The sequence below is a fragment of the Gracilimonas tropica DSM 19535 genome, from assembly GCF_000375425.1.
Lineage (GTDB): Bacteria > Bacteroidota > Rhodothermia > Balneolales > Balneolaceae > Gracilimonas > Gracilimonas tropica.
The window spans coordinates 109,492-135,151 of the sequence record NZ_AQXG01000004.1; the positions used below are offsets into that span (position 1 = coordinate 109,492).

Annotated in this window: 20 protein-coding genes; 7 read left to right on the top strand and 13 right to left on the bottom strand. The window is 41.8% G+C overall.

Features of this window, described 5'->3' with window-relative positions:
* The first annotated feature begins 16 nt into the window (after positions 1-16).
* Complete coding sequence (locus tag B151_RS0108750) at positions 17-337, top strand: heavy metal-binding domain-containing protein (RefSeq protein ID WP_020403249.1); 321 nt, start codon at positions 17-19, stop codon at positions 335-337.
* Between the two features lie 35 nt (positions 338-372).
* Here B151_RS0108750 and B151_RS20440 read toward each other — a convergent pair whose 3' ends face one another.
* From B151_RS20440 to B151_RS0108775, 5 genes are all read right to left on the bottom strand, one after another.
* On the bottom strand, positions 373-630 hold the full coding sequence (locus B151_RS20440; RefSeq protein ID WP_425402408.1) for a four helix bundle protein: 258 nt from the start codon (positions 628-630) through the stop codon (positions 373-375).
* A 245-nt stretch (positions 631-875) separates the two neighbouring features.
* Complete coding sequence (gene dnaJ, locus B151_RS0108760; RefSeq protein ID WP_020403251.1) at positions 876-2,060, bottom strand: molecular chaperone DnaJ; 1,185 nt, start codon at positions 2,058-2,060, stop codon at positions 876-878.
* A 9-nt stretch (positions 2,061-2,069) separates the two neighbouring features.
* Entirely contained in the window at positions 2,070-2,654 is a 585-nt protein-coding gene (locus B151_RS0108765) for a nucleotide exchange factor GrpE (protein ID WP_020403252.1), read from the bottom strand.
* 201 nt (positions 2,655-2,855) lie between these two features.
* A complete protein-coding gene (locus tag B151_RS0108770; protein ID WP_020403253.1) occupies positions 2,856-4,508 on the bottom strand; it encodes an SGNH/GDSL hydrolase family protein in 1,653 nt (550 codons plus the stop codon).
* A 19-nt stretch (positions 4,509-4,527) separates the two neighbouring features.
* A complete protein-coding gene (locus B151_RS0108775; protein WP_020403254.1) occupies positions 4,528-7,365 on the bottom strand; it encodes a TonB-dependent receptor in 2,838 nt (945 codons plus the stop codon).
* A 267-nt stretch (positions 7,366-7,632) separates the two neighbouring features.
* On the opposite strand from B151_RS0108775, the gene B151_RS0108780 reads away from it, so the two are divergent.
* The 3 genes from B151_RS0108780 (at position 7,633) to B151_RS0108790 (ending at position 9,674) form a co-directional block, all read left to right on the top strand.
* Positions 7,633-8,349: an SGNH/GDSL hydrolase family protein gene (locus tag B151_RS0108780; RefSeq protein ID WP_020403255.1), complete on the top strand. Its 717-nt coding sequence runs from the start codon at positions 7,633-7,635 to the stop codon at positions 8,347-8,349.
* 85 nt (positions 8,350-8,434) lie between these two features.
* Positions 8,435-8,959: a hypothetical protein gene (locus tag B151_RS0108785; RefSeq protein ID WP_157470828.1), complete on the top strand. Its 525-nt coding sequence runs from the start codon at positions 8,435-8,437 to the stop codon at positions 8,957-8,959.
* 46 nt (positions 8,960-9,005) lie between these two features.
* Positions 9,006-9,674, top strand: coding sequence for an SIMPL domain-containing protein (locus B151_RS0108790; protein ID WP_245550385.1), 669 nt, complete (start codon positions 9,006-9,008; stop codon positions 9,672-9,674).
* Between the two features lie 97 nt (positions 9,675-9,771).
* On the opposite strand, the gene B151_RS0108795 is transcribed toward B151_RS0108790, so the two are convergent.
* The gene (locus B151_RS0108795; protein ID WP_020403258.1) at positions 9,772-10,662 is read right to left on the bottom strand and encodes a PIG-L family deacetylase; all 891 of its coding nucleotides are present in this window, start codon (positions 10,660-10,662) and stop codon (positions 9,772-9,774) included.
* Between the two features lie 99 nt (positions 10,663-10,761).
* Complete coding sequence (locus B151_RS0108800) at positions 10,762-11,379, bottom strand: arylesterase (RefSeq protein ID WP_020403259.1); 618 nt, start codon at positions 11,377-11,379, stop codon at positions 10,762-10,764.
* A gap of 115 nt (positions 11,380-11,494) precedes the next feature.
* Here B151_RS0108800 and B151_RS18320 point away from each other — a divergent pair, with 115 nt between their 5' ends.
* From B151_RS18320 to corA, 3 genes are all read left to right on the top strand, one after another.
* A complete protein-coding gene (locus B151_RS18320; protein ID WP_020403260.1) occupies positions 11,495-12,214 on the top strand; it encodes an ABC transporter ATP-binding protein in 720 nt (239 codons plus the stop codon).
* Positions 12,211-14,766 carry an ABC transporter permease gene (locus B151_RS0108810; protein WP_020403261.1) on the top strand — a complete coding sequence of 852 codons (2,556 nt, stop codon included), beginning with the start codon at positions 12,211-12,213 and terminating at the stop codon, positions 14,764-14,766. Before B151_RS18320 ends, B151_RS0108810 begins: the two co-directional genes overlap by 4 nt.
* 229 nt (positions 14,767-14,995) lie before the next feature.
* Positions 14,996-16,096 (top strand): magnesium/cobalt transporter CorA, encoded by a 1,101-nt coding sequence (corA, locus tag B151_RS0108815; RefSeq protein WP_020403262.1) that lies wholly within the window; start codon positions 14,996-14,998, stop codon positions 16,094-16,096.
* Positions 16,097-16,181: 85 nt separating this feature from the next.
* On the opposite strand, the gene B151_RS0108820 is transcribed toward corA, so the two are convergent.
* From B151_RS0108820 to cmk, 6 genes are all read right to left on the bottom strand, one after another.
* Positions 16,182-17,717 (bottom strand): hypothetical protein, encoded by a 1,536-nt coding sequence (locus tag B151_RS0108820; protein ID WP_040516789.1) that lies wholly within the window; start codon positions 17,715-17,717, stop codon positions 16,182-16,184.
* Between the two features lie 44 nt (positions 17,718-17,761).
* A complete protein-coding gene (locus tag B151_RS0108825; protein WP_020403264.1) occupies positions 17,762-19,132 on the bottom strand; it encodes a hypothetical protein in 1,371 nt (456 codons plus the stop codon).
* Positions 19,133-19,226: 94 nt separating this feature from the next.
* The gene (locus B151_RS0108830) at positions 19,227-19,859 is read right to left on the bottom strand and encodes a response regulator transcription factor (RefSeq protein ID WP_020403265.1); all 633 of its coding nucleotides are present in this window, start codon (positions 19,857-19,859) and stop codon (positions 19,227-19,229) included.
* Between the two features lie 9 nt (positions 19,860-19,868).
* Positions 19,869-22,745, bottom strand: coding sequence for a sensor histidine kinase (locus tag B151_RS0108835; RefSeq protein WP_020403266.1), 2,877 nt, complete (start codon positions 22,743-22,745; stop codon positions 19,869-19,871).
* Positions 22,746-22,857: 112 nt separating this feature from the next.
* Positions 22,858-24,879 carry a 30S ribosomal protein S1 gene (rpsA, locus tag B151_RS0108840; protein WP_020403267.1) on the bottom strand — a complete coding sequence of 674 codons (2,022 nt, stop codon included), beginning with the start codon at positions 24,877-24,879 and terminating at the stop codon, positions 22,858-22,860.
* A 60-nt stretch (positions 24,880-24,939) separates the two neighbouring features.
* Complete coding sequence (gene cmk, locus B151_RS0108845; protein ID WP_020403268.1) at positions 24,940-25,605, bottom strand: (d)CMP kinase; 666 nt, start codon at positions 25,603-25,605, stop codon at positions 24,940-24,942.
* Positions 25,606-25,660: the final 55 nt, after the last annotated feature.

Below are 25,660 nucleotides of genomic sequence, written 5' to 3' on the forward strand. Positions count from 1 at the left end.
CAACGGAGTTTTTATTATGATCATGACCACTACAAATACCATCGATCACAAAACCATCAAAACTTATAAAGGTATTGTGACCGGAGAAGCGATTCTTGGGGCAAATATCTTTCGGGATTTTTTTGCAGGCATTCGTGACATCGTTGGAGGGCGTTCCGGGGCTTATGAAAAGGAATTACAATCAGCCCGTAAATTGGCTTTTGAAGAAATGGAGATGAAAGCCAACAGTGTAGGCGCAAATGCCATTGTAGCCATCGACATTGATTACGAAACCATCGGTGCCAACGGAAGTATGCTGATGGTTTCTGTTAGCGGTACGGCGGTTTTGGCAGAATGATTAAGTGATAAAGTGATGAGTGATGAAGTGAGTTTTTAAACTTTATGGGCTGTTCTTCTATCAGAAATCATATTCAATAAGAGTTTTATGATTTTTGTGATCAAGTAAATTCTTTTTGAGGCTAACTCAGGAGTTAGAATATGTCGGCTCTTGAAATACCATCCTCTTGCTTCTGGAGCAGAACCAAAAGCAATTTCATAAAATCGGGCTTTCTCTTTATTAGAGATTCTGGAATAACCCTCCGAAATATTAGCACTTATAGATCCACTTGATCTAATTAACTGGTCGGCCATAGAAAAATATTTGCTTTGAATTATTTGCTGGGTATCAAACCAGCACAAATCAGCCAAATACAAAGAAAGGCGTTATGCTTCGATTCTCTATAAAATATCATTCTTAAGATCAGGGTGAACTTGTTCTTCCCATTCTGTATAAATCATAGCTCTTCTTTTTGTTATAGTAAGAGCTACGAAAAACTAATTCCTTAAAATATTTTAATAAAAATACTTCATCACTTTTCACTTAATCACTCACACTCCTATCCAAACATATCTTTCATGCGGGAGAAGAAATTCTTCGCGTTGTCATCAGCATTGGAGGCATCAAAATTTTCTGAGCCTTTAAGTGATTCAATTGCCTTTTTCTCAGAGTCCGACAGGTTCTCAGGTATATACACATTTAACCGAACGTATTGATCGCCTTCACCTGTATTATTTAATCCTTTGATTCCCCTGCCACGCATTCTTAGCATTTTGCCGGGTTGGGTTCCCGGGTCAATTTTAAGCTTGGCTTTGCCTTTCAGAGTAGGAACCTGAACTTCGGTTCCAAGAATAGCATCAGGGAGACTTAGCGTCAGGTTGTAGTAGATATTATTCCCATCACGCTGAAAATGTTCGTGCTCTTTTTCTTCGATCAGAACAATTAAATCGCCTGCAGAACCTCCGCGACGACCGGCATTACCTTGCCCTCTGAGGGTGATGTAATTTCCATTGGAAACACCCGATGGAATATTAACCTTAATGGTTTCTTCGCCTTTTACCCGGCCTTCTCCGTTACACTTGGTGCATTTATTCTTGATGATGCGGCCATCGCCATTACAAGTAGGACAGGCCTGCACATTTACCATCTGTCCAAGCATAGTACGAGTAACCTGGCGGACTTCCCCCATTCCATTACAAGTAGAGCAAGTTTCAAAATCGGAATTTGTTTCAGCTCCGGTACCACCGCACTTATCGCACTTTATCTGTTTTTTGATCTTGAGTTTTTTCTCTGCTCCAAATGCGATCTCTTCCAGGGTTAACGGCATGCGGATCTTCATATCCGAGCCGGGCTGCCCCGGTTCTCTGCTCCTTCGGGAACGTCCTCGCCGCCCTCCGCCAAAAGCTTCTTCACCAAAAAATCCAGACCCAAAGATATCACCAAAACGGCTAAAAATATCTTCAAAGCCCATGTTGTCGAAGTCGACACCGGCTCCACCGCCAAAGCCACCCTGACCATTTACTCCCTGATGGCCAAACTGATCGTACCGGGCCCGTTTATCTTTATCTTTGAGGACTTCATACGCCTCAGAAGCTTCCTTGAATTTCTTTTCCGCATCGGCATCTCCCTTGTTACGGTCGGGATGAAACTTCATCGCCTTCTTGCGATAGGCTTTTTTTATTTCCGCTTCCGAAGCGCCTTTATCAACGCCCAGTATTTCGTAATAATCTCTTTTAGTAGACATAAATTTGGTTTACTCGCTTACAATTACTTTTGCATGTCGGATTGTCCTGTTTCCGATCTTGTAGCCACTTTCCAGCACTTGCAACACCACATCGCTGCCGGTTTCCTCATCCGGAGCCGGTTGTTTCATCATGGCATCATGGAGGTTAACATCAAAAGGAACACCGGTCTCATCGATGCGCTGAACTCCGTGCTTTTCAAGAACACTTTTGAATTTTTCGGCCACCAGTTGCACCCCTTCAAGAAAGCTATTTTCGATCTTGGATTCCTCAGCGGCTTTCAGGGTTCTAATGAGATCGTCTGCAATGGGCATGAAATCTTCCAAAGCACCTGCTTTGGCTTCCTCAAACAACTGCACTCGCTCTCTTTTAACTCTTTTGCGAACATTTTCCAGTTCCGCAGCTTTTCTCAACAAGCTGTCTTTAGTAGAAGTCAGTTCTTGTTCGAGTTCTTGTATCTTGAGGTCTCTTTCGTCCTTTTCAGCTTCTTTTTCTATTTCTTCCTGTGTAACATCCTGCTCAGCAGATGATTTCTCTTTAACATCAGCCTGTTGCTGAGTTTTTGCTTCTTCTTCCTGAATACGTTCTTTACTCATGTAAGCTTTGTGTGGGTATTAAGATTTTCGTCTGTTTCGCATTGGTTGAAGCAAATAGCATGCCATCAGTTTGCTGAACCAACCGAAATGACAAAGTTACTTTTTTCTGACAAAACCTTTGGTACCTGACATAAAAAAACCCTGCATACTGTTAGTTATGCAGGGTTAAGATTTAGTTTTTAATTATCAGTGCTTTGACTTTCAGCTTCCTCCCTGCTGACTCACGCAATCCCCTGCACAAACCTGAACACTTGGTAGATTCAAGACATTAAGTTCAGGAAGCGAAGCTCCAAAAGTACTTTCAATAGTTTCTAAGACATCATTTACTAACAATGCATTACCCCTTTGATTAGGGTGAATCCCATCTGTGGAAAAAACACCATTAGGACTAAAATCGGGAGCTAATGAAGTTCCAGATACCCTAACACCAAGTACTCCATCACTTAACCCAAATAGGTCAGCAAAAGTACCGGTTGCAGCATTTGTACTATGAAAAGCTATTCGGGTTGAATTAGCATTGGCTCCCTGTACTATTTGTTGCATGATTCCATTGAGTGTTTGACGACGGGTTTCAATTTCAACAATCTCATCAACTGTAAGTGTGTACTCGTCACCCAGGGGAACAACAACACCGATCTGAGACTGAGGATTGTTAGGATCAGCTAAAGTTCCTAAAACAGAACCTGCAGAAAGTAGTACCAACTCATCTCCAACCTGCGTATCTCCCATCATAGGTCGTGCTTGCTCATAGGGTACCAATGCGGCACGTTGCTGAGCAGTAATAGCACCTGCTTGTTCCAATTGGTCAAATTTTGGACCTAGGTCTTCAAGATTATCATCAATGATAAGAATTGGATTTGCACCGGCTTCATAGTTTACTTTTCGCATGGCTGCATCATCAGCATCATGCCCCAAATTAGCTACAATTGCATCCAAAGCAGCATTGAAACCTGCAAATCCCTGGTTCAAGGCCCCAGCTGTTTGTTCATCCAAAAAAATTTGATCGTAAGAAACGGCTCTGAAGTATGGTATCGCCAATATTGGCGGAATATCAAGTACGACACCTTTCAGATCAGGAACTTGCATTAAGCTGTTGATCACAGCGCTGAACCGAGTTTGATAATCAGCTGTGGAAGTAAAGATGGCATCGTTGGTTGCTCCGCTGATGGTATAACCTAATACATCGTTATTACCGATCCACAAAGAAAAGAAGGTAGGTTCTGCACTGATTGCATCTTGTAAGATTGTGGATCCGGTTTGTCCATCTTGACTTGGGTTACTTGCAAAACGTGCATAAAATGGACTATAAGCCGGGTTTTGAGGAGAATTCGGTCCACCTGTAGCTGGAGTCAATAATTGGCCTACTTGTATACCCGGTACTCCAAAGTTATTCAAATCAGCGGTAGTCCCGGAATAGGGTGAAATCGGATCCCCATTTATTACCGGTGATGGTCCGGGAATGTTTGTATCCAGTTTAAACCTACCCAATACTCCTAATTGGGAGTTTGGATTTTCAACAGCGGTATTGAAGCCATTTTCAGAGTTAATGTCTGGTTGATTGAAACTGTCGGTTCCGCCAACCACTTCAAATTGAGAATTCATTAAAGCTGCAATAGAATTTTGCTGCCCCGCGTCATAAAGTGCCGCATCCATATAGCCAGCCGTAAGAGAGTTACCAATGGCCACATAATTACTCAGATCAGCTTCACCTGCAGTATAATTAGCCGAAGGTGGTTCTGGTAATGGATTATTCGCAAGACGATCATCAATCAATGATTGTTCCTGTCCTTCACAACCCGTGAAAACCACGGCTGTTAATAAAAGTAGTTTTGATAGTTTTTTTAAGCGTTTCATAATAAAATCTCTTTTTAAATTAGTTCAGGAATTGATCGAATGTGATAGAGAAGTAATAGATCGCCCCCATCTTAGGATTACCGAAAGAAGTTGTGTATCGCTCATTCAATACGTTACTTCCACCAACTTTCAAGATTGTATTGTAATTAGACAGTTTGTAGCTAAACTGGGCATCCAAAGTCCCAAAAGCAGGTACTACAGCTGATCCAAATGAAGATTCCCATAACATGGCATCTTGCCATCTATAGGTAGCATTGAAACCGAGATTTTCTATGATACTTCTATTTTCCAGTTTCACATTATATCTCCATTCCGGAGTGTTGTAACTGGCACGAAATCCTTGTGCTATTAAGTCATCTTGATCGAGCAGTTTATTGTAAGTCACATTACCTCCAATCAAAAAGCCCTTTGGAAGTGAATATTCAAGATTAAGGCCCCATCCGTGTGAATTTACATTCCCATCTGCATTCACGTCAAAACCATATTCTTGAGTAAGAACACCTCCATTAATGATCGCATCTTTTCCGGCATCACTGTCAGCATCGAATGAGCCCGGGTCGTTGGTCAGTCCATTTGGCACACCTTGTACAAATTGGATTTCTGCGATAAAATCTCTGTAGGAACTGTAATAGTAGTAAGCATCCACCATTAATTTATCCCAAAGAAAGGCTTTATACCCTACTTCATAGGTTTGGATCTTCTCCGTATCGAACTCTTCAAAAGCTACGGCTTCCAAAGCGGCGCGTGCTTGAGCTGCAGACCCTCCGGATGCTGCTATTTGTTGCGCTTCCTGCACGCTCTGAGCAGTGTATACTGTATTAGTCTCAAATCTGTAACGATCTACCAAAGTTTGATTACTTCCGATCAGCAACCGGCTTACTACATCAAGATTTATAAATTGATCTTGCGTAGTTGGTACCCGGAAACCGGTTTGATAAGAAGCTCGGATATTATGCTGATCCGCGATCGTAAAAGTAGCGGAAGCCCGAGGGGAAAACTGTCCGTCAAAATATTCATTTTTATCGTAACGAATAGATCCTTGAAGATTAATCTGATCCTCTAAAAGACTCTTACTAGCCTGTACATAGGCTCCCCATTCATTGATGTTAAATTCCTCTTGATTCGTTACATCTTCATAAGCAAAAAGTGTTCCTTCAGAATTCAAATCATATAATCTATAATTGGCCCCTGCTATTAACTCAACCGTTGAGGGGTCGATTATATTTGAGAAGTTATACATACCTTCAGCATGGTAAAGGTCAGATTTATCAAGAAATAATGCCCCACCATCAGCCAGAGAAAGAGCTCTCAAACGATCCACTTCATTTTCGAATCCATCGGTACCCGGCAAATACTGTTGTTGGTTGGCTGTAGCAACCTGATCAGCCTGCTGATGAGCTTCTTCAATTGTAGCTCCTTGTGTTCGTGCATTTGCAAAAGCCTGAAAATAAGGAGTGATATAGGCCTTTTGATTAACCCTTGTAGCAACTGTATTAGCTGCATAGGTATTACCGGCATCTTCCTGCGTAGTGTAAGCCCTCAGGAAGAAGTTAGGATTTCGGAGCTCGAGTTTAGCAGTCCAGATATTGAAATCATCTAGCACAAAGCGATCGTTTGCTGTATAAACTGTGCTCCCAAATCCGATATTATATTGCCCAAGAACTTCGTAATTATCATTGATACGGTAATGAAGAGCAGTTCCCAGTTTTAAACTCTCTGTAGTATTATCAACAAATTCTGACTCTCTGAAACCCGGGGCAGAAAAAGCACCTGCGGCACCATCCGGTAACAAGCTTCGAATTGCCGATATCTGAGCAGCCTGAGCCTGTTCTTCCGGAGTAGCTCCCGGCCGCTGACCAGCAGATATTACACCATCAGCGATGCCACCTATGGTAAGGATATCATCACCATAAATATTTACTCCATTAAAAACACGGCGATCTCCTCTTGGATAATCACCCCGCTCAACAATTCCGCTTTGGTCCCTGTAATCCTGTGCTACAAAATCCTGAGCTCTCAGATATGATGCTGTTACTTTGTAAGCAAATTTATTGTTGACCGAATTTCCGTAACGGAAGTCATAACTTTGGTAGAGTGAGGGGTCTTCAACTTCGCTGTCAATATGGTTTACGCCTTGCTTGATGCTAAATGAAAGTCCTTGATAATCAAAAGGACTTTTACTGTTCATCAACAAAATACCATTTAGAGCATTTGGACCATACAGTGCTGAAGCTGAACCAGGAATTAATTCTACACTTTCAAGATCCAGTTCCGAGATTCCCACAATGTTACCAACAGAAAAATTCAAACCCGGAGCCTGATTATCAATACCATCTATTAATTGTACAAATCGGGTGTTCCCATTAGCTCCAAATCCACGAGTATTTATCGACTTAAAAGTTAAGCTTTGTGTACTGAAATCTACACCCTGAAGGTTAGAAATAGCATCATAAAAAGAAGGGGAAGCAGCAGTTTGAATATCTAACACATCCATCTTTTCAATGGATACAGGTGACTTCAAAATACTTTCTTCAACCCTCGATGCCGAAACAACAAAATCTCCTCCTGAAATCAACTCCTCCTCTAATACGATCTCAAGGTCCTCCACAACTGATTCCGTAATTTCTACCCGTTTGGCTTTAAATCCAACAATAGAAACCAATAGTGTAAAAGGCGGATCTTGTTGAACAGTAAGACTAAAAGTTCCATCCGGCTGGGTGGCAGTACCAATTACTCTACCCTCCACACGGATGTTAACACCCGCCAAAGGTTCACCGTTAACATCGGTAACGATTCCGGAAATTTCTGTTTCATCCTCAAGGGGAGTTGATGTATGAGCATATCCTAAAGTGCTCATACATAAGCTGAGTACTAACCCAACTTTTAGTACCTTCTGTATCATTTTATGCATAACAAGATTGTTTAGGTTAAACTTTAAATAGCAAACCCACCGGTTTTAGTCCGACGGAAGCAGTTGTTTTATATGCGTAGCCTGTATTATTTATTAACCAAATAAACGTGTGTTTTGGGGATAAATGCAAGCGCTTCCATTATTTTAATTATGCATATTTTGGATTGAAACTGTATCCTTTCATTTTTACTTAATCTGAACAATCGTAAATCAATGAAGCTTTACAATTATTTTTCACCCTCTGTTTTAGCAAGTCTTATTATATGTATTATTTCGGCCTGTTCGCCTGCTTCCCAAAAAGATCAGTCCAATTCACCAGATCCGGTCCGATATCTCGCATTGGGAGATTCTTATACCATTGGAACCGGTATTGATACGGTGAGAAATTATCCCAATCAGCTTGCTGACTCCCTGGAAATGAGAGGATATGTTATAGACTCAACGGCCGTTATTGCAACAAACGGCTGGACGACCGGCGACCTCAAAAAAGGCATCAAAGCTTCAAACCCGGACTCATCCTACGACATTGTTTCTTTGTTAATTGGAGTAAACAATCAATATCAGGGGCTGGAGTTGGATCTATACAAGGTTGAATTTCGTCAACTTTTAGAACAAGCCATTGCTTTTGCAGGCGCAGACACTTCAAATGTTTGGGTCATTTCCATTCCTAATTATGGGGTAACGCCATTTGGGCAATCCAGAAATCCGGTTGTGATACGGCAGGAGTTGCAGGTGTACAACGATATTGCCCGTGATATTTCCGCTGAATACAACATCCCATTTGTGAATGTAACTCCCATCTCAGAACTTGCTGCTGATGACAGTACCCTCATAGCCCCGGATGACCTTCACCCTTCTGCCAGAATGTATGCCCTGTGGGTGAAAGAAATATTGCCAACGGTGACTCAAATCCTTGATCAAAATGACTGAATTTGACCTTCTGAAGATCGGCTCGAAAAAAGATCCGCTTACCGGCAGAGTGTCCTTTACGGAATCTATTCAATTCAAAATATCCATGGGAATTGTTGTGGCTGCAATCCTCAGTATATCCACTCTTACCCTTCTGGATTTTGATGTCCCCGAATGGGCGAATTTCTTTATTTCTATGGGTACTGTTCTTGGATACAGTTTTGCCTTTATCGCCCTCTTTTTTAGTAGAAATGCCGGATCTGTGAAGATTGACCATGACAAAATTAGCATCACCCCAAAGAAAAATAAAGACGCCTTCCCTAGTTCCCCTATCAATCTGAACGAAAATTCTAAAATCCGACTGAGTGTGATTCAAGCAACTCGGTTTCCCGTTCACAGAACACTGCTTCATGTTGAGATTTTGGGTATTGAAGATCCTTTAGATTTTGGAATAGTTTTGAGAAATAAAAAGAAACATCAGCAATATTATGAAGTATTAGAGAGTTGGTACAGAGCAGGTTACGAGATCAGAGAATTTGATCAACTGGGTAGCCGCGTTTTCAAGTTAAATCAAGGAAAAAATTATGCAGACGTTCAAAAAATCAAACAAGAGTATGGAATTGAGTGGTAATAAGCTGAGCAAAATAACGCTAACTGTCAGTCTTCTTTTTTTCGGGATGAGTTGCACTACACTCGCTCAACAGCCTGTTTCGGAACGGATCATCACCATTAATATGAGCGCTTCCGAAATGTTGCCTGCAGATTTGATCATTTTTAATGTAAACATCAATGCAGAAGGGAAAACTCCACAGGAAGCATATAAATTGCATCAAGAGCGTGAATCGCTGCTGGCAAGTGTACTCAAAGATCTTGATATCAAAGAAGAAAATATTGATTACGAACCGGTGCGTATGAATCGTCGCCAGATAAATGGAAACCGATACAATACCGAGAACCCCGAGTACATTACCGCAACCAATCAGTCGGTGAGCATTACCTTCGAGGATTTTTCGATGTATGAAAAAATTCAGCTTACCCTCATCGAAAATGGCTTTGATTCTTTTAACGGGCAGTTTTCCTCTTCCAAGATCGCCGAAGGCAAAGAAAAAGCATTGATCTCGGCCATCGAAGCTGCCAAAGAACGGGCAGAATTGATCGCCAAAACCTCCGGGGTTGATATCGGCCCGGTATCCAATATTAACTACTCCGATCATTACATCGGCCTGCCTCAAAAAACATCCAGTTCTATGGAAATGATGTCAGCCGCCCGTGATGCCTCCATGATGGATTTCTCCCAAACGGTAGAAGTACGGGCAAGCGTAAGTATTTCCTATTTCATTGAGTGAATAGTGACATAGTTATGAAGTGATTAAGTGATGAAGTAGCTGTCAGAGATGTTTTATCAGAGGCTTCATCACTCTATTACATAATCACTTCATCAAACTAAGGTTGTACTGCATTGACTGCCTCAAAAAACTCAGCTGCTTTTTCTAAACCATTTGTTCCGTTGATCTCGTTGTACCAGTACTGCTCCACCACTTTTTCCCCGGTTTGCATAAGCAGTTGCATGGTACCCTGCGATTTATGCTCGGCAATCACCCAATTTGAGATAATATTATAGTTGAGCCGGTCATTAGCTCCAAATGTTTGGCTTCGATCGAATTCAAAGATTTCTCCTTTCATCACCTTGGTATCCGGATATCCCTCCATTTCTGTAAATGAGACACCCGGATCATCACCACGGCGAATAAACCCTTGTAACACAATTGGCCGTTCTTCTTTTGGCAACTCCTTCATGGCTCGTAAAGCCAAAACTGCCGAGGCCTTATGATGTCCGTGAAAATTCTCGAAAGGCAACATCAGAAACATGAAATCATAATTTCCTTCTTCAAGGATCTGAACCATTCGTTCATGAACCCAATCCTTGTTCCATTTATCGAGGGTTTCTTCCACATCTTCGGTGTAATAAAAATCAGGCTGATCCAGGAAAAAATAATTTCTAATGCCAACGATCTCCCCTCCGGCCATTAATTCCTGCTTGCGAATACCCGGAAGATATTGCCGGCCAATTTCTTCTTTATCCAATTCTTTGTTGTAGATGTAATTTCCAAGCGTAGAATAGGTATAACCGCCTTCACCGTTGGTCATGAGCGCAAGATCCACCTTTCCATTCAACAATTTTGTGGTTTTGAAAACCGTAGCAGAAAATAAAGCATCGTCATCCGGATGAGCGGTAACTAAAAGCACTTTGGGCTGGTAGCTGAGCAGAGAATCCTGTGCAAGTGTTAATGTTGAAATTAAGATCAGAATGGGAAGTAAAAATAATTTTTTCATCTTATATAGTTTAAATTCAAATCATTACAATTTAAGGTTGAAGCCGGAGATTGAAAAAGTATGCATGTATGTAGCGACAGCGCCAACTGTTGGCCTCGTTTACATTAGCATAGGTTCCAGCGTTTGCCAAATGTTATTTGCGATCACTTTGTGTCCTTCTACCGTTGGGTGGATACCGTCAGACTGCATTAGTGCCTCATTCCCTCCCAGTTTGTCTAAAATTCCGGGAATTAGCGGGAGGCCGTTTTCTTCAGCTAAATCAGGATAGATCTGTTGAAACTCACGGGTATATTCTTGTCCCAAATTTGGAGGAACCTGCATGCCTGCAAGAATAATGCGGACGTCGGGATATTTTGTCTGTACTTTATTTATGATCTGCTGGAGGTTTTGCCGGGTATCAGCCAGGTCAATTCCTCTTAAACCATCATTTCCTCCCAATTCCAAAATCATAATATCGATCTCCCGTTGCAGAACCCAATCAATTCGTCGCAATCCGCCGGCCGAAGTCTCGCCACTTAAACCTCCGTTTATCACCTCATAATTTATGCCGGCAGAATCGATTTTGTTTTGTATTAGAGCGGGGAATGCCTTGCTTTTATCAACCCCGAGCCCAGCCGTGATGCTATCCCCAAAAAATAAAATAGTTTTGGAGGAAGCTGATTGCGCATAAGAAGAGATTGATACTATTGAGGCAAAAAAGATCAGCAGTAATTTCATAGAATTATTTGGACAACTTTTAAATTAAGGTGACGTACTCTTTCTCAAATTTTAAAGGAATGTTTCAGTAATAAACCGTTGTTTGTGTCGGTATCATTCAAATCAAATAAGAAACGTGTCAAATATACTCGAAGTACATCAGCTTTTTCGTGAATTTCAGAGCGGCGATAAAACGCTCACTGTGGTCAATGATATCAATTTTTCAATTCCGAAGGGAATATCCTGTGCTATCGTAGGGCCATCCGGTTCCGGTAAGACAACTTTATTGGGGCTTTGCGCGGGCCTGGATCGTCCAACTTCAGGCAGCGTAAATTTAAATGGAATCCCACTCAATCCGCTCAATGAAGACGAGAGAGCACAGGTCAGGAATCAGCATGTGGGGTTTGTTTTCCAGACCTTCCAACTCGTTCCAACCCTTACGGCGCTCGAAAATGTGATGGTTCCGCTGGAATTGCGAGGCGAAGCTACTAAGGAAGTCCGCGAACGTGCTCAAAAACTGCTCGAAAGTGTTGGCCTTGGTGACCGAACTCATCATTATCCTACCCAACTTTCCGGAGGGGAGCAGCAAAGGGTGGCCATCGCAAGGGCATTTATCAATCAACCTAAGATCTTATTCGCGGATGAACCGACCGGTAATCTTGATACTGAAACCGGAGAATACATCGAAAAACTCATCTTTGATTTGAATGAACAACAGGGAACGACCTTAGTTCTGGTTACTCACGATCTGGAACTGGCAAAAAAATGTGACCGGATCATCAAGTTGAAAAATGGTCAGATCTTTGAGGATTCTCAAGCAGAACCAAAACCTGAAACTGCGGCTGAATCCCTATGAGTAAACGATCTAACTCCTGGGTATGGACCCTGAAAATGGCCTGGCGTGATTCACGCTCAAACCGGTCTAAACTTTTTTTATTCATGGCTGCCATTATTGTCGGGGTTGCGGCACAGGTGGCAATCACATCATTCCGTGCCAATTTGAACCAAAGTATCGAAAACCAAGCCAAAGAATTACTTGGTGCCGATCTTGAAGTAGAACGAAATGCACCCTTTCAAGATGAGTTACAAGCTGTATTAGATTCGCTGGGCGGCGAGGTATCAACCGCCTTAAAGTTCAACTCCATGGCGTATTTTCCTTTAAATGGGAATACGCGCCTCTCTCAGATCTCAGCCGTTGAAGGGAGTTTTCCATTTTACGGTGAGTTAATCACAGAACCTGCCTCGGCGGCTCAAACCTTTCAGCAAAACGGAACCGCGCTGGTTGATGAACCGGTTATGCGGCTTTTTGAACTTGAACCCGGAGATTCAGTCAAGATCGGGCAGGTTACCTATGAAATCGGAGGAACGCTGATTGAGATTCCCGGTCAACCTGTGGCTGCGTCTTTCTTTGGGCCCCGAATTTTCATCCCGAAGAAAAGTGTAGAACAAACCGGTTTATTGCAGCGAGGCAGCAGGCTTGAATATGTTTCCTGGCATAAATTTCCCGCCGGTACCGATATGGCCTATGTGGATGATCGTCTCGATCAACTTCGGGATGAACAAGGACTTCGCTTTGGTTATGACACGGTGGATGAGCGGGAAGAAGAAGTGGGTGAAGCGATTTTATATCTCTCCAATTTTTTAAACTTAATTGGTTTTATTGCTCTGCTATTAGGTGGAATCGGAGTTGCCAGTTCTATATTTGTTTACATCAGGCAAAAGATAAATACCGTTGCAGTACTTCGTTGTGTGGGGGTATCTTCAGATCAAGCCTTGATGATCTACTTAATACAAGCCGCAGGAATGGGTTTGATCGGCTCTGTACTTGGAGCACTTTTTGGTTCTCTCATTCAATTTTACCTGCCGGTTTTGGTGCAAGACTTCTTACCGGTGGATATCGAATTGTTCATTTCATGGTCTTCTGTTGGGATTGGGGTCGGCACCGGACTGCTCATTTCTATTTTATTTGCCCTCTTTCCATTATTGGCCGTCAAAAAAATATCTCCTCTTTACTCATTAAGAAGCATTAGCATAAACCTGGTTGAACTTCTGACAACGCAGACTAAAGTATTGCTTTCTGTAACCCTTTTGGTATTTGTAACAGGCTATGCCTGGTTGATGATCGGTGAGATAGTACCCGCATTGTTTTTCACATTGGGGCTGATTGCCTGCCTTACGCTGCTGACCGGTTTTGCAAAGCTGATCATGAAAGGTTCCCGGCGATTTTTACGAGCGGGTTTTTCCTATGAATTAAGACAAGGGTTAGCCAATTTATACCGTCCGAATAATCAAACTACGACCTTGCTGCTAACCTTCGGGCTTGGAGTCACTATGATCAGTTCATTGTATCTCACCCAGGATATGCTGCTCTCACAAATTGATTTCGGGGATGAGAGCGACCTCCCGAACCTGGCGTTGTATGATATTCAATCCGATCAAAATGATGGTGTAAATGAGATCATCTCTGCAAGTGGACATGAAATTCTTCAGAATGTACCGATCGTCACCATGCGCATTCAGTCTATCAACGGGATGAGCCCCGAAGAACTTCGGGAAGACACCACCACTAACCCTCGCGGTTGGGCCTTGAACCGGGAATATCGCTCTACTTACCGGGATTCTTTACTTGAGACTGAAACTTTGGCCAGTGGAGAATGGATTGGCCGGGCAGATGGATTTAATAATATTGTCCCAATTTCCGTGGAAGCAGATCAAATGGAAGACCTTGATGCTTCCCTTGGCGATACACTGACATGGGATGTGCAGGGAATACCAATTCAGACCTACATTGCCAGTACCCGCACGGTAAAATGGGATCAACCCTCCCCTAACTTTTTTGTCGTATTTCCGGCCGGTGTCTTGGAAAGTGCACCTCAGTTTTTTGCTACTACCATCAATACCGGAAGCCGTGAATCTTCGCTGAGACTACAACAAGAGCTCGTGCAAGCTTATCCTAATGTTTCAGCCATTGATGTGGGCCTTGTTTTTGAAACCGTTCGTGAGTTTTTGGATAAAGTTACTTTTGTAATTCAGTTCATCGGGCTTTTTAGCATTATAACCGGCCTCATTGTGTTGGCTGGTTCGGCCGCCACTTCAAGGTTTCAGCGAATACGGGAAGCTGTTTTACTGCGAACATTAGGAGCAGCAAAAAAACAGGTTGTGAAAATACAGGTCATAGAATACGCACTTTTGGGGATCATGGCTTCCATTACCGGATTGATCCTGTCTGTAGGGGCCAGTATCCTGATCGGAAATTTCTATTTCGAAATTGATTTCGTGCCCAACTTCTACATCATTGGCGTTGAAATCCTGATCTTAACGGCATTAGTATTGCTCATTGGCCTTCTGAACACAAGAGGGGTTCACAACAAACCTCCACTGGAAGTTTTACGAGCTGAAGTGGCTTAGAATAAAATTTGGTTACAAAATCTTATATCTGATTGACTCATTTTCTACTACCAAAACATAAGGATACTAAGGTTCACTAATTTTTTGACTCATCCCCCTTATTGGTTTTCGGGGCATATTTAATATTCAAACTTACATTCTATTATAAATCCCAAATGGTATTGGAGTTAGTTTTTTAATTTGCTACAAACCCTTTTGTCCATTACCCTTAGAAAAAAACCAGATTAGCATGGTAAAAAAGATTACAAAGCGACTTCCCATTCCCCATTTCCTAAAGCAAAGAAAGAGCTTTAAAAAACCTGGTCAAGCCCCCGGTACCCTGCATTTTACCGGAGAAAAAAGGCTCGAACACATCACTATGAACCTCTATGATTATGATGTAGATCAGTTGGGAGAATATGACATCACAGAGATCGAAGAAAGTAAACCCTATCTTGAATCCCCTTCAAAAACATGGGTTAATGTATGTGGTCTTCACGATGTAGAAAAGCTAAAGCACATCTGGAGCTATTTTGAATTGCATCCCCTTATTCAGGAAGACATCATACATACCAACCAGCGTGCCAAGATCGAAGAATATCCGGAACATATGTTTTTTGTACTGCGAATGATGAGCTTTGTTGAAGAAACGGGCGACTTGAATGTGGAACAGGTAAGCATTGTGCTCTCAAAAAACAGTGTATTATCCTTTCAAGAGGATGATTTTCCCATCTTTGAGCCCGTTTTGCACAGGTTGCGCAATAGTGCCCCAAGACTTCGCAAAGAAGGACCAGATTACCTCGCCTATGCCCTGATAGACACGGTTGTAGACCATTACTTTAAGGTGATGGAAAAACTTGGAGATGAGATCGAGATCCTGGAAGAGAAGATATTGGAGGACTTTGATGATACTATCCCCGAACAGATCCATGCATTACGCCGAAAACTTATTTATTTCAGAAAAGCACTTTGGCCCTTAAGAGACAGCTTAAATACACTTCTTCGGGAAGAATCGCACCTAATAAATGAAGAAAATAAGATCTACTACCGAGACGTACACGACCACTTGGTTCAAATCATAGACGGACTTGAAAATTACCGCGATATGGTATTGGGCATGCTGGATATGTATATGAGCCAGGTAAGCAATAAGATGAACGAGGTTATGAAAGTACTCACTATCATTGCCACGATTTTTATTCCTCTTACTTTTATTGCAGGAATATATGGAATGAACTTTCAGTATATGCCCGAGCTATCTGTTCGCTGGGCGTATCCGGCCGTTTGGGTTGTTATGATTTCTGCTACCGTAGTGATGATCTACTACTTTAGAAAGAAAAACTGGATATAAAAAAAGACCTCAATCAAGAGGCCTTTTCTAACTAACTACGGAGTTTACATTTTGGATCTATGGATCTACTACTATGTACTCTTGATCAAAATAAAAATCTTATCCCTGCCATTACTTTTATAGCTTTAATTTCATGATCTATGGTTTCGGATCGAGCTATTCCTCCATCTTCGTAATCAAAGTACGAATATGCTACTGAACGGTCCGACCAAAATGAATATTGCCCCATCACGTCAAACACAATGCTATTGGTAATATTTGTGCTTAACCCGGCTGATAATATATTTTTGGTTGCCTCATAAACAGAACTTTTACCGGGTAAATAGCCATATCCCACCTTCAGCTTTAAGTCATCATTCACTGAATAACCTATCCCCATTTTTAGGTTAGCCGTTAGCTTATATTGAGCTTCCACGAATGCAGCAATCTCATCCTGTCGTTCTCTTAGCTCAACTTCATCAATAAAACCCAGATCATTGCCGGAAATAAAATCTAACCGAATGTTAGAATAATCCGTTAACTCACCTGCTATGGAAAGATCAAATTTACCCATATCGGTGAAGGTCAATCCGGCCTTTATTTCCCCGGGTTTCTTAATGCGATACTCGTAAGCCCCATCGCTGGCAAAATCAGATTGAAATGGAGTTGAGCCGTCGTCAAGTTCTGTGGTAATGGATGAATAATATTCTTCCTGAACTACCAGTGTTGAAGGAAATAAGTAACTTGCCCCCACACTTACATTCGGATTAAATTTATAAATGAATCCTGCCCGAAAAGCGAAACCGAAGATATCTGAATCTATTTCGTCAGAAGTGAGGATATTATCTACATCTGTAAATTCCCCTTCCGTGTCAGAGGGAATGAATTCGGCGTTGTAATCATTGAATTCATCCAATTCAAGAAAGTCTCTGCGATATCTATAAGTACCGGAGGTAATGCCAGCTGAAATTCCCAAAAACAAATTCTTTTGAAACTCCGTCCCAAAAAAGACTGAGTATTCACCAATATTTGTTGATTGAGTGATTTCGGCTTCCTGGGTAATACCCGGATAGGTATTAAATCCTATTCTAAAAATAGACTCCCTGTAGGTAGCATCTACATCTCCCCAATCGGTGGCATAGGTATTATATGCGATTTCATAATAATCGCTATCGGGTTCCCTAAATTCATCCGTAATCGTACTTTCATTATTTCTTGCGCTCAACCTGCTTGTACTTCTCATATTGGTTAACCGGTTGTACCCCCCTCCAAAAACAAAGCTCCCCTGCGTTGTAGGTAACTTGTATATCACTCCTACATCACCAAAACCGAGGTTATTATTTTCAGCAACAATTACATTTTCTTTGTAATTATTCTCCGATTCTACGTCAGAATTGTATAATCCAAAGCTGAAAGCACTCTTATCCAGAAGAGCAACACTTGCGGGATTATCCACATAGCTACCAAAACCATAAGCTGAGGAGACCGAAGGCATAAAACCATTAGCGGCATCGCCATTAAAATTTTGTGTACTGAACTGCAATGCCAGGTTTGCATAAGATGAAGGCTGATTTCCGTCCTGGGCCTGTATGGATTTCACCAACAGTAAGGGGGCTATCAGAAGAAATAATATTTTCTTCATGAGCATATTAAATGGTAATTATAATTGGGGGAATGTGGAGTCTTTCAGTTTCCGCCGCGGCTTCGCTTACTTGAGCTTGAAGAGCTGCGACTTCTGCTTCCCGATGATTTACTTGACGAAGAACTTCTGGAAACCTTTGAACTTCTTGATGAAGACTTTGATGAACTACTTCTTACTCCTTTGTTTCTACCAGAGGAAGAACTTACAGACCGAAATCTTTTATCATTATATGAGTTAACATCAAATTTTTCATAGTTATAATTTGATCTGGTCTTAAAAAGATCAAAAATGCTTGATCTTCTTGAATTGAAATCTGGTCTTGAAATTTGTCTTGCAGGGATTGTGAATGTTCGACTCCTGACATCCGACACATTGATATCTCTTACCGAGGTTTGTCCAAAGCTGGATTGGTAATTATTCCGGTCTCTTGCGCGGCTTTTCCCACTATCGCCATTAGAAGATCTTTTACCTACCGATGAACCATTGCCACGACTTCTGCTATCATTCCCTGATGAACGTGATTTACCTATTGATGAACCCCGACTTCGCCCTACGGTTCCGGATGAATTTCGTCCAACCGAGCTTCCGTTTGTTATTCTACTACGGGTTCCGCTGTTGGCGGTACGGGTACGTGTAATGCCGTTACTGCGAGATCTTATATCTCCGCTATTCCGGTTAAGGCTACTGCTGCCACGGGTTCTGTACTCATCTCTATTGACCAGCCTGCTGTTGCGAGGACCTTTTCTGTAAAGGTCTGCACTTCTACTATATTTCCTGTTCCAATTGTAATTATTATAAGAAACATAGTATCCATAATATGGATTATAGCCCCAATAATAATCACCATAATAAGGACCGTAGTAGCCCCAATTGTTATACAAACCGGCATAAAATCCAGATTGATAAAAACTTCCAAATCCAAACCAGAAGTAAGAATAATATCTTGGATAATGGTAGAAGTTGTAATAATCAAATGCACCGGTATAACCTCGAAGGTACCGATAACGGTCTATGCTAAAGCGGGCACTGAAAGGGAAATAACCGCTACCCAGCCACCCATCAGAATATCCTGTTGAATAGCCATCGGCAAATCCATCATGATATCCTTCCCAATAAAGCTTGTTTGCGTAATGTTCCTCATACCACTTCCGAACTTCATAATTTTGATAATAGATACCCATTTCTTCGAGTTCCATTTGCATGAGTAAAGCCTCTTCTTCAGGACTTAATTTTTCCTCACTATTGTCCGCTTCATGAGCTGTTTGATTTTTGTATTCGTCCCATGAATAATTAGCGGAATAAGACACATCATCAATGGGAAACTGATCGTATGTGCGGAACTGAGTGTAACACCCGGTTAATAGAAAAGGAAGTATTAAAAGAAATAAACGGTGCGATATTGATTGTGACTTCATCTCAGTTACCTCGCTGGGGCTTTGGGTTTGCTTCTGCGATTAAAATAGACATCCTGCTCCTTACATTTTATCACATGATGATGTTAATAAGAGACTAAATCTCGCCTCGAAGCGATTTTGCAATGACTTCTGCCTTAGAATTAACATGCAATTTTTTATAGATGTTTCGAATATGCGCCCGAACGGTGTCGATAGAAATATCGTAGCGGTCGGCGATCATTTTATAACTTAGTCCATCTACCAATCCATTTACGATATCTTGTTCGCGATTGGTGAGCATACTGTCTTCATTTTTCTTGGGAGCTTCTTCGTTAAAATGAGAGATCACTTTGCGCGCTATTTGCGGAGACATTGGGGCTCCTCCTTTGAGCAAGTTTTCTATAGATTCTTTGATCTCAGGAAGAGAAGTGTGTTTCAACAAATAACCGGAAGCTCCCGCTTTAAGAGAATCAAAGATCTTGTGGGAATCATGATATACGGTGAGCATTATAATCTCGATTTCCGGGTACTTTGACTTAATAACTTCCATGCCTTTTATGCCAGACATGCCTGGTAACTGTATATCCATCAACATCACATCCGGCCGTTGATGCTCATCCAGATACTCCAGCATCTCTTCCACTGAATCAACGGCTACCGGGCAGGTCATTCCATCTTGCATATCCAAATATCTTTGTATCAGATCCCTGATCTTCTTGTTGTCTTCTACAATACCTATAATTGCCATAACATCTCCTTAGTTAGCGTTTAACGTTCCCTCAACTTTTATGGTGAATCCATTCTCCGTGTCAATAGTAATATTTGCTCCAATCCGTTTCGCTCGCATATCCATGTTACGCAAACCATGACCGGTTTTCTTAGTGCCTTTTCCTGAAGTGCCATTATCCGTGATCTCAAATACAAAATTTCCGTGATCATTTTCCATCTTTATGTCTACCTGATCACCGTTTGAATATTTCGCAATGTTGTTAACAGCTTCCTTAAAAATCAGATACACATTTTCCTTCACCGACACCGGAAGCTTATTATCCATATTAAGCTCCTCAAAATCATAATTTACCACCATATTCTTATGTTCAAGAGTGTGGAGAATGTAATCCTGCATGCGGTCTGTAAGGTCACCAAGGGTATCATTTCGGGCATCAATCGACCAAACTATATCATCCAGGCTGGAAACAATTTTACGGCTTTGCTTTCCGATCTGCTCTAATGATTTCTTTATTTCCGGATCGGCTCCACCTGCCAACAAAAAATCGGACTGCAATGCTATTTCTGTCAGGCTGCCTCCAACATCATCGTGCAAATCACTGGCAATACGCACCCGCATTCGTTCAATATCGATCATTTTACGTGCGCGATAGTAGTTATAAAAGAGATAAATGATGCCCACAATTACAAGAATGATCAATATCCAAAACCACCATTGCATCCAAAATGGAGCGGTAATACTAAACCGAACCTCTTCAACTTCTTCGCTCCAGGCTCCGTTGATATTTCGGGCATGTACTTTGAAGACATAATCTCCGGGCGGCAGTGAAGGATACTTAACCAAGCGATCAGAGGTCTGTTGCCAGTCAGGGTCGATACCACTTAATTTATATTCATAAAGAATCTGATTTGGCGCTGTAAAATTTATCCCTGCATATTGTATCTCGAGGTAATTTTCTTCATGAGATAATATGAATGGCTTTCCTGCCTGATACTGTCTTCCGGAAGCTATGATTTCTGTTATATGAACTTTTGGAGGCACCGGATTTCCTTCATAGGAATCAGGATCGAACCTGCTAAATCCTTCTACTGTCCCAAAATAGAGCTTCCCCGAACGGTCTTCATAAACTGCACCTAAATTGAGTTCATCGGCAATAAGCCCCTGTTCTGTATTCAATACCTTGAAGGCCGAAGCCCTGTCCGCTTTTTTACGGCCGAAGTAGATATCTGCATCAAAACGGACAACCCCATTGGTCGTGCCAATCCAGAAAAGTCCGTCTTTTCCCTGATGTATAAAGTAACACACATCGTCAGGGAGTCCATCATTTCGGGTAATGCTTTGGAACTTGAGTCCATCAAACCAGGCAATTCCTCCGAATGTTGATGCCCAAATAGTGCCTTCATCATCTTTTTCAAGGTTCATCACCGCATTGTTTGGGAGCCCTTCCTGAATTGCAAAACTCTGAAATTCCCCATCTTTATACCGGGTAATACCACCGTAAGTACCAATCCATATTGAGCCATCATCTCCCTCTACTGAAACGAGGACACGATTACTTACCAAACCATCGCCCACCGAAATCTGTTCAAACTGTTCCCCATTATAGCGTATGATTCCATCATCATAAGTACTTATCCAAAAGACTCCTTCCGAAGTTTCCATAATATTTCTCACCCGGGGATATGGAAATGTTTCTGCATCAAAGACCTTCACTTCTCCCTGCTCTATATATGCAAGGCCGTCCCCCATGCCCACCCAGGTGCGCTGTTTTGAATCCCGGAATAAAGTATAGATCTGATTATCGGGAAGGTCTTCATTTAAACTATGATCTATAAATATATCATTCTGCAGGGCGGCTATCCCGCCACCAAAAGTGGCAATCCAAATGACCCCATTTTCATCTTCAGAAAAGGAAGTCACCAGATTATTTGGCAAACCCTGTTCATTGTTATAATTAGCTACATAGTCTCCCAGAAAAAGATTAACGCCGCCGCCATACGTCCCAAACCAAATATGGTCTTCATTATCCTTTAGTGCAGATTGTATGATCTTGGCTGAAAGTCCGGATTCAACGGTATAATTTTTAAATCCTGAACCATCAAAAAAGCTTACTCCTTCTTCCGTGCCAATCCAAACACCCTCCTCTCCGTCTATTGTGATCGTTTGAACCAAATTATTCACAAGTCCTTCATCGGTAGTAAAGTTTTTGAATTCTCCCAAGTTATAATAAAGTAAACCGTCCCTGGAACCTATCCAAACACCACCATTCGGGTCAGCTTTGATAGTTCGGATCCTTTCATTTCTGAGTCCGTTTTCCCGGGTTAAATTCACAAAATTGCCATCTTTTAGTATCGTGATTCCTGCCCGTGTACCAAACCAAAGTTCTCCGTTTGGTCGTTCTTCGATAGCACGAATCCTGTTATCAACCAATCCATTGAGGGTCGTATACTGGGTCAAGAATTCTTCCCCGTCATATTGCCATACCCCATTACCATCGGTTCCAAACCATAAATTACCGGCTTTATCTTCAAAAATAGAAATGACAGTAGTCGTATTTAACGGTTCCAAAACAGGCTTGGATTGTATACTGTCTGCATTCAGGTAATTCACTCCTCCTTCTGAACCAATCCAGATCTTCCCGTCCCGAGATTTATGAAGAGAACGAATTCGACTACTGTTAAGCCCATCATTTTCGAAGTAGGTCTGAAACCGGATCCCATCAAACTTATTTAACCCAAAACCGGTGCCTAACCAAATATAGCCATCATCATCCTGAACCATGTCATACACCACCGACTCGCTTAGTCCTTGCTCAATAGAAAAGGTTCGGAATGGATAACGTTGCGCTTCCGCAAGCTGAAAAATCCCAATCAGCAGAAATATGATAAGTTGTATTTTTTTCATGTCGGATAAGTTAACGCAAAGCTTGGGAGATTAGTAGTCCATAATTTTCAGCCAATAAAAAAGCCGCATTCAACTTAATGAATGCGGCTTTCCAACTTAATGAAGCTTAAGATTATTCTTCTTCGTCAGAATTATCTTCGTTAGCTTTTTTCTTTGCTTTGGCAGCGTCAGCTTTTTTCTGAGCTTCTTCGCGCTCTTGCTTTTCCATATCAGCTTTCAATGCTGCTAATCCGGACATTTCACCAAGAGTAGGTGCGCCTGTTTCCATATCGGCTTCTTCTACTTTTTTCTTGGCTTTCTTAGCCTTGGATTTGTCAGAGTCGAGCTGACTGAGTTCGATGTTCTTGCTTTGCTCATCGAAGTTCAGAACAAAAGCGTCTTCTACTTTGTCGCCTTCTTTATACTCAGCTTCAACTGATTTGCTGTAATTCAAGAATGCTTCAACACCTAAAGGTAGCTTCACAAATACACCTTTATCGGTAGTTTTCACTACTTCACCATCAACTTTGTTGCCGGGAGCGTATTCTTCAGCATATTTCTTCCAGGGATTGTCTTCCACTTGCTTGTGTCCAAGAGTGATTCGACGGTTATCAAAATCGATTCCAAGAATCACCACTTCGATCTCCTGATCCTTATCAACCACTTCATTTGGATGGTCAACTTTCTCTGTCCAGCTTAGGTCAGAAACGTGGATCAAGCCGTCGATACCTGGCTCAAGTTCAACAAATACACCAAAGTTGGTGAGGTTGCGAACAACGCCGGTATGCTTGGAGCCAACCGGGAAGCGATCTTCAATATCAGCCCATGGATCATCCTCAAGCTGCTTCACACCGAGAGAAATTTTCTTCTCTTCTTCGTTGATGTTCAGCACAATACATTCTACGATGTCGTCCTTCTCTACTAATTGAGATGGATGCTTAATGTGTTGTGTCCATGACATTTCAGAAATGTGGATCAGGCCTTCAACACCTTTTTCGAGCTCGATGAATGCACCGTAATCTGCGATAGAAACTACACGGCCCTGAACTTTCATGCCTTCAGGATATTTCTCGTTGATAGCTTCCCACGGGTGCGGTTGCAGTTGCTTCAATCCAAGAGATACTCGCTTGCTCTTCTCGTCAAAGTCGATAACGGCAACGTTCATGCGCTGATCGAGCGATACGATCTCGTTTGGATCATCCACACGTCCCCAAGAAAGGTCGGTAATGTGCAACAGGCCGTCAACGCCACCAAGGTCGATGAATACACCGAAGTCGGTAATATTTTTAACGGTACCTTCGAGCACCTGACCGGCTTCGATGGTTTCGAGAATTTCTTCACGCTGCTCCTCAAGATCAGACTCAATAAGTGCGCGGTGAGAAACAACAACGTTCTCGGCAGCCATGTTGAGTTTAACAACCTGAAACTCCATGGTTTTACCTACATAAGCATCAAAGTCGCGAACCGGGCGCACGTCAATTTGTGAGCCAGGCAAGAAGGCATCGATTCCCATCACATCCACGACCATACCACCTTTGATACGTCGCTTGATGTAACCTTCGATAATATCGCCATTTTCGTGAGATGCTTCGATTTTCTCCCAGGCATGCAGGATGTCGGCTTTTCGGCGGGAAAGGATCAGCTGTCCTTCTTTGTCTTCTACGCGATCGAGGAACACATCGATCTCGTCGCCGGGCTCCATTTCTTCCAGGGCTTCATTCGAAAACTCATTGACCTGGATAATACCTTCTGATTTGAAACCAATGTCAACAACAACGTATTTCTCATCAACAGAAACTACACGGCCGGTAACAATTTCTTTCTCTTCAATTTCATTGAGGGTATTTTCGTACATACCCACCATTTCTTCGTATTCTTCATCTGAATATTCATCAGAAGGGCGTTGGAGATCTTCAATATTGTACACTTCTCCTTCAACATCCCCGGAAAATACGTGCGTCAGAGTTTCTTCTTCACTCTCTCTTTCTTCAGCTTCTTCCGCTGTTTCTTCATTTTCTACTGCTTCAACTTCTTTTGTTTCTGTCTCTGAAGTTGATGCTTCATCCGTAGTTTCTTCGGCAGTAGCTGTAGTTTCCTCAACCGTTTCTTCGGCTGCTTCTTGTTCTTGTTGTTCTTGTTTTACTTCTTCAGTCATTACGTTTTGGTTATTGGTTTACCTCACAATTGACTTTCAACTGTGGGATAAGTTTAAAGTTTAAGTTTTCTGTTGTGAAATTAATTGTTCGATCTTCTGGCAAATGAAAGCAACCTGCTCATCAAAAGTCATATCCGATGTATCTACTAAAATAGCATCATCGGCTTGTTTCAAAGGATCTGAACTTCGGTTTGAATCTGTATCATCCCGTTGAGTGATGTTCTGTTTCACTTCTTCGAGTGTTACATTCTTTCCGTTTGCCCTAACTTCTTCATAACGGCGCTGAGCCCGGGTTTCCAAGTCAGCAACCATATAAAATTTTAGAGCTGCATCGGGAAATACTGCAGTACCAAGATCCCGACCGTCAGCGATATAGACATTAGATTTAACAACTTCTCGCATTAAATCATTTACATACTTCCTGACATCAGGATTTGAAGCTACATCGCTTACATGTTTTGAAACTTCCATTGAACGAATCTCATCACTTACATCCTGATCATTTAGGATGGCATGAAATTTTCCATCTTTGAAATGAAATGAGATTTTGCTTTCTTCCAACCGGTCAAAGAACGTTTGGTAATCTTTATCGGCGTTCAAAAAAATTAGCGTAGCCACTCGGTACAAAGCTCCCGAGTCAAGAAATTGAATCTGAAGTTTTGCCGCTACGGCTTTTGCTGTTGAACTTTTTCCTGACCCTGCGGGCCCATCGATTACCACTATCATAACAGATCAGCTAAATTAAACTTATCTTGTTAATTATTCAATCAATTCTTGTTTA